General features: G+C 74.8%; 7 protein-coding genes. 2 read left to right on the top strand and 5 right to left on the bottom strand.

What is annotated here, in order from left to right:
* A partial coding sequence (locus tag DQW06_RS06010) for a sensor histidine kinase (protein WP_117198113.1) occupies positions 1–1076 on the bottom strand: 1076 nt, incomplete at its 3' end.
* A gap of 151 nt (positions 1077–1227) precedes the next feature.
* On the opposite strand from DQW06_RS06010, the gene DQW06_RS06005 reads away from it, so the two are divergent.
* Positions 1228–2559, top strand: a complete 1332-nt coding sequence (locus tag DQW06_RS06005) for a DUF418 domain-containing protein (protein WP_232832964.1) — start codon at positions 1228–1230, stop codon at positions 2557–2559.
* A gap of 56 nt (positions 2560–2615) precedes the next feature.
* Here DQW06_RS06005 and DQW06_RS06000 read toward each other — a convergent pair whose 3' ends face one another.
* Together DQW06_RS06000 and DQW06_RS05995 are read right to left on the bottom strand one after the other, a co-directional pair.
* Entirely contained in the window at positions 2616–2900 is a 285-nt protein-coding gene (locus DQW06_RS06000; protein ID WP_013155865.1) for a ubiquitin-like small modifier protein 1, read from the bottom strand.
* Position 2901: 1 nt separating this feature from the next.
* Positions 2902–4005: a sialidase family protein gene (locus DQW06_RS05995; protein WP_013155866.1), complete on the bottom strand. Its 1104-nt coding sequence runs from the start codon at positions 4003–4005 to the stop codon at positions 2902–2904.
* A 446-nt stretch (positions 4006–4451) separates the two neighbouring features.
* Here DQW06_RS05995 and DQW06_RS05990 point away from each other — a divergent pair, with 446 nt between their 5' ends.
* A complete protein-coding gene (locus DQW06_RS05990; protein ID WP_013155867.1) occupies positions 4452–5057 on the top strand; it encodes a TetR/AcrR family transcriptional regulator in 606 nt (201 codons plus the stop codon).
* A 170-nt stretch (positions 5058–5227) separates the two neighbouring features.
* On the opposite strand, the gene DQW06_RS05985 is transcribed toward DQW06_RS05990, so the two are convergent.
* Together DQW06_RS05985 and DQW06_RS05980 are read right to left on the bottom strand one after the other, a co-directional pair.
* The gene (locus tag DQW06_RS05985) at positions 5228–5620 is read right to left on the bottom strand and encodes a nuclear transport factor 2 family protein (protein ID WP_013155868.1); all 393 of its coding nucleotides are present in this window, start codon (positions 5618–5620) and stop codon (positions 5228–5230) included.
* A gap of 785 nt (positions 5621–6405) precedes the next feature.
* On the bottom strand, positions 6406–6894 hold the full coding sequence (locus DQW06_RS05980; RefSeq protein ID WP_013155869.1) for a GreA/GreB family elongation factor: 489 nt from the start codon (positions 6892–6894) through the stop codon (positions 6406–6408).
* Between the last annotated feature and the right edge of the window lie 296 nt (positions 6895–7190).

Genomic DNA, 7190 nt, shown 5'->3' with positions numbered 1-7190 from the left:
GAGCCCCCCTGGCCGTCGTCACTCACCCGCACCGCGACCTCCTCCGCTCCGGCCTCCACCGACACCTCCACCCGGGCGGCGCCCCGGGCGTGCCGCAGCGCGTTGGTGACCGACTCCTGGGCGATCCGCAGCACCGCCGTCCCGGCGGTCGGCGGCAGGGCCTCCACGGGACCCCGGCACCGTACCGCCACCTCCGGTCGGCCCCCGGCCGCCGGTGTCACCAGCCGGGCCAGCCCCGCGGCGGTGTCCGGGGCCAGCGGCACGTCGCCCGGCTCCCGCAGCCGCGAGACCATCCCGCGCATGGACTCCAGTGCGCGCGCCCCCGCCGCCTCGATCTCGGGCAGCGCGTTCCGCACCGCGCCGGGGTCGCGGTCGGCGATGTGGCGCAGCGCCTGCGCCTGGACGACGATGCCGGTCACCTCGTGCGCCACGACGTCGTGCAGGTCGCGGGCGATCGCCAGCCGCTCCTGGGACCGGGCGTGCTCCACGTGGGAGCGCCGCTGGGCCTCCCGCCACCGCAGGTACAGCCCCGGGGCCAGTCCCACGGCCACGAACGTCAGCGACGTGTTGGCCAGGCTCGCGTAGTAGGGGACGGGCTCTCGCAGGTAGTCCGAGAGGGTGGCCGCGAAGGCGCACAGGGACACCGCGCCGATCTGCCAGGGGCCGCACCGCAGCCCGGCCAGCGCGAGCAGCACCAGCAGCCCGCTGACCTCCGAGCCCGCCAGGGCGTATCCGAACGCCTCCCCCATGGGCAGCGGCCACAGCACCGCGGAGGCCGCCAGCACCGAGGCCGCGGCCGCCGCACCGGACACCGCGGTCGCCACCGGTCCCGAGGACGGGCGCAGGGTGAGCAGCGCGAGCACGCAGACCACCCCGCCGGAGACCACCGGCACGTAGTCCATGGCCGAGTGCGGGGGCCCCATCCAGTCCGGGCGGGAGAAGTCGCCGTGAACGCGCAGCAGGTCCAGCGCCCACAGCACCGCGAGCACGCACGCCACGGCCCACGGCGCGATCCGGGACAGCGCACCGCTGGTCCGGCCGCCGCCGCGCGTCGCGAACACCCTGTTCATGGCCATGGCGACCAGCGTAGGCCGCGCGGACGCGGCGGGCCTCGGCCGAAGGTACGAGGCGGGCGGGTCCGGGCGTCGGCCGTTCGGTCGATGCGCGCGCACGGGCCCGGAGGCGAGGCTGGGAGCCGTTCGACGTCGGAAGGGGAGAGGGCGCCGCATGAGCGAGGCGGGGTACGACACGACAGGGGCACAACGGCACGGGGACGGGACGCACCACCCGGTCGGTGCCGGGGGGCGGTACACGGCCGGGGCACGGCACGAGGGCGGGGCGCTCCACACGGCCGGGAGCGGGGAACCGCGCACGGCGGGGACCGAGGCGCGGCACACGGCCGGGGCACGGCGCGCAGCCGCGTCCGACGGTGCCGGTCCCGGCCTGCCGTCCCCCGCGCGGCGCGTGGTGTTCCTGGACGTCGCCCGGGCGCTCGCGATGATCGGCGTGGTCATGATGAACGCGTCCTCGGTGGTCTATCCCGTCGAGATGTCGGGCGACCGGGTCCCGGGCGTGCTGAGCGAACTCGTGGACGGCGGGCTCACCCTGCTCATGTCGGGCAGGGCCAGGACCATGCTCATGGTGCTGCTGGGCGCGGGCGTGGTCCTGGCGTGGCGGGCCGCCGCCCGGCGCGGCGGGAGTCCGGCGGCGGTGATGCTGCGCCGCTACGCCGTCCTGGGCCTGCTGTTCGGACTTCCGCACCTGGCGGTCTTCGACGGGGACATCCTCACCCAGTACTCGGTCGCGGCGCTGCTGCTGACCCCGCTGGTGCCGCTGCTGCTCGGCGGGTCCCGCCGCAGACCGCTGGTCGCGGCGGCCGTGTTGTTCGCCGCCGTGCCGGTGTCGGACCTGCTGCTCTCGCCGTTCCTCGGGGACCACACCTGGGGGGCCTCGGCGATGCTGGTCCCGCAGACCCTCGGGTTCTTCTGCGTGGGCGTGTGGCTGGCCCGCCGCCCGGAGCTCACCGCCGAGCCCGGAACCGGTGCGGAGGGGACCTCCCGCCTGCCGCTGCGCATGCTCGTGTTCGGCGCGGTGGTCCAGGTCCTGAGCGTGGCCCTCATGCTCGTCGGCAGCGTCGTGTTCCCGACCGAGTTCGGCGCCGACGGCGCGCCGGTGCGGTCCGTGGGCGAGACCGTGGTCGTCCTCCTGGGGAACACCTTGCTGAACCTGGGCGGAGCCCTGCTCTACCTGGGACTGGTGTGGTGGCTGGTACTCAGGGGACGGGGCGCGGCGCGCGTGCTGGGGACCCTGGCCCCGCTCGGGCGGATGACCCTCACGGTGTACCTGGGCAGCACGGCGGTGTTCCTGGCGGTCATGGGCCCGTTCGAGGGGACGGTCCCCCAGCTGGCCCAGTACGCCCTGGCCGCCGCCTACTTCGTCGCGACCGCCGTCCTGGCCCACCTGTGGGCGCGCCGGTTCCGGCTCGGTCCGCTGGAGTGGGTGTGGCGGAGCCTGACCCACCTGCGCCCGGTGCCCCTGCGCGCCGAGCGCTCGGGCTAGCCGCGCAGGGCCGCCCGGGGCGCTCCCGGACGACCCGCACGTCGTGCGGGTCCCCCTCAGCCCCCGGCGACCGAGGGCAGCACGCGCACGTCCGCGCCGTCGCGGACCGGCGCCGCCAGCCCGCCGGCCCCGCGGCACTCGTCCTCGTCCACGAACACGTTGACGTAGCGGCGCAGCCGCCCCTGCTCGTCGCGGATCCGCCTGTCCAACCCCGGATACCGGGCGGTGAGCGCGTCCAGCACCCCGCCCAGCGCGGTCCCGTCCTCGACCTCCACCGGGACGTGGGCCGCGCCGTCGGCGTCGGCCCTCAGCAGACCCGGCAGGTGTACCGTCACCCGCATCTCACACCTCCGCGGCGCGTACGCACAGGACGTCGGGCAGGTGCTGGACCACCGGGTGCCAGCCGTCACCGCCGTCGGTGGCGGCGTAGACGTCGCCCGACCGGGTGCCGAAGTAGAACCCGGGCACGTCCGCCCCGTCGGTGCAGGCGCCGTCGCGCAGCACGATCCCGAAGTAGGGCTCCCGCGGCAGGCCCTGCGTGAACGGCCGCCAGCTGCCGCCCCCGTCGTCGGTCCGGTACACGCCCAGCCGGTGGTCGGGCGGCAGGTGCACCTCCTGGCTGACCACGGGGAAGTTGAGCGCGGTCTCCGGCCGGTGCGGGTGGGCGACCACCGCGAACCCGAAGTCGGTGGGGAGGCCGGTCTCCACGGCCGTCCACCCCTTCCCCGCGGGGTCCGAGCTGCGGTACACCCCGTGGTGGTTCTGCGCGTAGAGCACGCCGCCCGGCCCGGCGGCCACCTTGTGCACGCACTGGCCGTACTCGGGCTCCTCGTCGGGCAGGAACACCGCCGAGATCCCCCGGTTGGCCGGAGCCCAACTGGCACCGTCGTCGCGGGTCTGGTAGACACCACCGGTGGACATGGCCACCGTCACGGCTCCGGGCACGCGCTCGCCCGCGCCGAGGATCCCGGGCAGGATCGTGTGGACCGCGCCGCCGCCCGCCCCGGGGAACCAGTCGGCGCGGTGCGGGTGGTCCCACAGGGCGCGGACGAGTTCGAAGCGCAGCCCGCCGTCGGAGGACCGGAACAGGGCGTGCGGCTCCACCCCCGCGTACACGGTGTCGGCGTCGTCGCCGAAGGCGAACTGCCAGGCCCGGACGAGGGAGGCGTCGGTGTCCTCGGGGAAGGCGATGGGCGCGGACCCGGGCTCGTGCCAGGTGGCGCCCCCGTCGTCGCTGTACCAGACGCTCGGTCCGAAGTGCGAGCTCTCCGCTCCGGCGAGGATGCGGCCGCTGTGCGGGTTGACGCCGACCGCGTACACCGCGCTCATGCTGGCGTAGTCCGCGGAGTCGAGCCGGTGCGGGCCGCTCACCTCCCACGCGCGCCGATCCTCGCTGCGGGCGGTGAAGAGCCCCTTGCGTGTGCCGATGACCAGGAGATATGCCATGACCAGCTCCAGAATGGGATCGAGGTCTCCACTGTGGCACAGGCCACTGACAATCGGCGGTCGCGCGCCCCGGCGGGCCGCGTTCCCCGGCCGGGAAACTGTAAGGAAACCGAACGTTTTCCTGGAAGATGTTCAATGGGGACTGAACCGGAATGGCTCCCGCTCCGGCCGCGCGGAAGGCGAAATCCGCTGAGAGGCGAACCGCTTTCCGGGTAGATGTTCCGCACGGTCCGGAAGGCGGTTGTCAGACGAACCCCGCTCTGCAATAAAATTCCGGGCCAACCAGTGCGCCCGCGTGGGTTTCGGACTGTGCCCACCGGATGCGTTCCCGCTACAACAGGACAGACGACTTCCCGCTCCCCGGTCTCGCGGTGCGTTTCAGGACTACCGTCCCAATGGTCCCGCGTACCAAAGAGAACCGGATCCCCACTCGATAGGGTCGCCTCATGCACCACCCCCCCGACACGCTCCACGCCCGCAAACGGCGTAAGGCCCGGGCCATGATCGTGTCAGCAGCCTTCCAGCTCTTCGCGGAGCACGGATTCGACAACGTCACGGTCGCCGCGATCGCCGAACGCGCGGAAGTCGGCCGGACCACCTTCTTCAGGTACTTCGGCGACAAACAGCAGGTGCTGTTCGCCGACGACGGGGCGGAGGCCGACCGCATGTGCGCCTACGTGCTGGAGAAGGCTCCCCGGCCGCTGGGCGAGGACCTCGGCGCCGCCGTCGAACTGCTCAGGGAGGCCGACGCCGCCGTCAGGCCGCACACCGCGCTCTCCCCGGCCCACTCCGCCGTCCTGGCGCGCCTGCTCCGGGAGAGCGGTGAGCTGCGCTCGCGCTACCTGCTCACCCGCCAGCAGCGCGCCCACCGGTTCGCCGGTGCACTGGTGGAGGCGGGTGCGGTCGAGAACGTCGCCGTGCTCGCCGCCCACACCGCCATGGCCTGCGAGTTGACCGCCATGCGGCTGGCGGAGAACCCGGAGGCCTTCCCCGCCCGCCTCGACGAGGCGCACGTCCTCCTCCACACCATCGGCAGACCGGCGGCCCCCTGACCCGGGCCCCCACCCCGCACCGACCCGGGGCGCACCGATACCGGTACCGGCCGCCCCGGGCCGTGTCGCGCGGCCGGTACGCCCACGGCGTCCCGGACACCCGCGCGGTCCGGAGCGTGCGCGCCTGGACGCGGCCGGCGCGCTCGCGGCGCCCCGGCACGTCCACGGCGTCAGGACGTGCGCCGGGCCGCGTCGAGGGCCGCCTCCACGCCCTCGTCGTAGCGGAGTGCGGCGGTGATCAGGCCGTGGCGCACCTCGAACAGGGTCGCGGTGCGCACCGGGGCCGCCTCGGGCCCCGAGTCGGCGCGGCCGGGCCATGCGGCGTCCTGCTCCACCACGACGCGGTGCTCGTCCACGGTGTGCCAGCCGACCGGTTCGATGCGGATGCCCGAGTCGCGGACCCAGTCCAGGAAGGCGTCCACGCCCTGCGCGGAGCCCTGGGGGCCGCCGACCCTGATGCCGGGGTCGGCGACCGCCTTCGCCGCCGTCAGGTCCCTTGCGCTCACCGCCGCGTGCCAGTCCCTGACCGGCGCCCAGCGCGCGTCGTCGGTGTCCGCGCTCATGTGCATCGCCCTCTCTGCGTCGGGTGTCCGTTCCTTCGGCCCGCGTGCTCCCGCGGGCTCCCCCAACCCGCTACCCGGAACCGGGCGGTCGTGATCTTCCCCCTCCGGGAACGGGGTGCGCGCGGGTCGTGGAGGAAGCCCCCCGCGCCTTCGGGGCGGTGTGCTCTTCCCTCCGGAGGGAAAGGGCGTTCCCCGTGGGAAAAGACGGCGAGGGCGTTTTCCCGATTTCCGGTCTGACGTTTTCCCCGGTGTCCGGGCAGGCCGGGAACGCCGTTCGGAAGCCGTTCTCCGCGGGCGCCGCCGCGAGAGGGCGCGCGCCGCTCCGGCGCCGCCGCGCACGGGCGGCCGGGCCGCGGGTGACGGCGGGGGAGGGCGCGCCCGGACCTGGTGTTCCGCGTGGCCGGGGCGTCCCCGGGGAGGCCGTGAGAAGTGGTTTCCCCTGTGTCCCCCCGCCGACGTCCTTTCCCCGGCGAGGAACCGGGTACGACGAGGACGCGCGGGAAAGCGCGTCGGAAGGAGCACGGGAAACCGAGGGAAAAAGCCCTGGAACACGCGGCGGAGAAACCCCGCGACGCGTTCCCGCGCCGGAACCCCTCTCCGAAATCCCCTGTGCAGGGGCGCGCGGGGAGCACCTTGCCGTCCTCCCCGCGCTTTCCGGCCGCCCGTCCAGGCGGGGCCCCTCGGCCGGGGCGCCGCGCGCCCGCCGGGAGCGAACGTTCCCCCCGGTCCCCGTCCTCTCCGCGCCTCCCCGGTCTCCCGGCCCGGGCGGCTCCCCTCGGCCGGGGTCAGTGCACGACGGCGGCCCGGTACGGCTCGGCCCTGAGCAGGGTGACCCCGATGACCGCGCCCCGGGGCGCGGTGAACGTGCGTCGCTCGCCCTGGCGGGCGCCCACCAGCGCCGCGCCCAGCGGGGACTCCGGGGAGTACACCGTCATCCGGTCCGCCACGGACGCGTCCCGGACGCCGAGGAGGAACACCTCGTCCTCCTCCTCGCCGTCGTAGCGGATGGTGAGCACCTTGCCGGGAGCGGCGATCCCGTCGTCGGGCGCGGCCTCGTCCACGACGGCCTCGCTGAGCAGCCGCTCGATGGTGTGCACGCGCGCCTGCCGCACGGCGGGGTCGTGAATGTAGCGGGGCGCGGGGAGTACGTCCCCCGCGCCCCGGTCCGCCCCGGTGCCGGGGTCGTCGTCGGGGAGCGCGCGCAGCGTCCGGAGCTCCTCCCGGAGCCGCTCGTAGGCCTCCCGGGTCATCCATCGGTCGGTGGTCCTGGCCATGAACGTTCCTTGTCTTCAGGGCCCGCGCCGCGGACCGGGTCCACGGACGGGGCGAGCACAGCGGCGGCCGACACGGGGGCCGTCACCTACCACGAGTGTGTCCACGGGGACGGGGCCGGGCGTTATCCTCGGGCGACAATCAGGTGAGGCCCCTTTGTGGCCGCGGAACAACTCCGCCGCCGGGGAAAGGAGCGGGCGTGATCCACCTCGACCGTCTCGTCAACGTCCTGGGCGGCTACGGCGCCCGGCTCGTCGGCCCCGAGCCGCTGCGCCGCAGGGAGCTGCGCAGCGTCGCC

This window comes from Nocardiopsis sp. TNDT3, assembly GCF_003427465.1.
Classification (GTDB): domain Bacteria; phylum Actinomycetota; class Actinomycetes; order Streptosporangiales; family Streptosporangiaceae; genus Nocardiopsis; species Nocardiopsis dassonvillei.
The sequence above is the reverse complement of the archived record's forward strand: the minus strand, read 5'-3'. Positions and strand labels throughout refer to the sequence as shown.

Coding starts and splice junctions, on each gene's coding strand:
- DQW06_RS06005 (WP_232832964.1), top strand. CDS start 1,228: ATGAGCGAGGCGGGGTACGACACGACAGGGGCACAACGGCACGGGGAC.
- DQW06_RS06000 (WP_013155865.1), bottom strand. CDS start 2,900: ATGCGGGTGACGGTACACCTGCCGGGTCTGCTGAGGGCCGACGCCGAC.
- DQW06_RS05995 (WP_013155866.1), bottom strand. CDS start 4,005: ATGGCATATCTCCTGGTCATCGGCACACGCAAGGGGCTCTTCACCGCC.
- DQW06_RS05990 (WP_013155867.1), top strand. CDS start 4,452: ATGCACCACCCCCCCGACACGCTCCACGCCCGCAAACGGCGTAAGGCC.
- DQW06_RS05985 (WP_013155868.1), bottom strand. CDS start 5,620: ATGAGCGCGGACACCGACGACGCGCGCTGGGCGCCGGTCAGGGACTGG.
- DQW06_RS05980 (WP_013155869.1), bottom strand. CDS start 6,894: ATGGCCAGGACCACCGACCGATGGATGACCCGGGAGGCCTACGAGCGG.